Genomic DNA, 433 nt, shown 5'->3' with positions numbered 1-433 from the left:
CCCAAGCGTCAACCGCCATTGAGGAAATGGTAGCAAATATCAGCTCTGTTACCAACACGCTGGTCAGCAACACCGCCAATGTAAACACGTTAAAAGAAGCTTCCGAAGTAGGCCGTGGCGGATTGCAGGAAGTAGCCACCGACATTCAAGAGATAGCCCGTGAGTCAGAGGGGCTTTTGGAAATTAACTCGGTAATGGAAAACATAGCAAGCCAGACCAATTTACTTTCGATGAACGCGGCAATAGAAGCCGCCCACGCAGGAGAAGCAGGAAAAGGCTTTGCCGTAGTAGCCGATGAAATCCGTAAACTTGCGGAAAGCTCTAGCGATCAGTCTAAGACCATCGGCACAGTACTTAAAAAGATTGCTGAATCAATCAAACAAATTACAAGCTCCACCGAAAATGTACTGGCAAGATTTGAAGCGATTGATTC

The 433-nt window shown here is 46.9% G+C and carries 1 protein-coding gene; it reads left to right on the top strand.

The genetic code is table 11. The features are described from left to right. A partial coding sequence (locus ACYVRA_RS09165; protein ID WP_461252397.1) for a methyl-accepting chemotaxis protein occupies positions 1-433 on the top strand: 433 nt, incomplete at both ends.

The sequence above is a fragment of the Treponema sp. R8-4-B8 genome, assembly GCF_054786175.1.
Note: the sequence above shows the minus strand (reverse complement) of the source record. Positions and strands in the feature narration are given on the sequence as shown.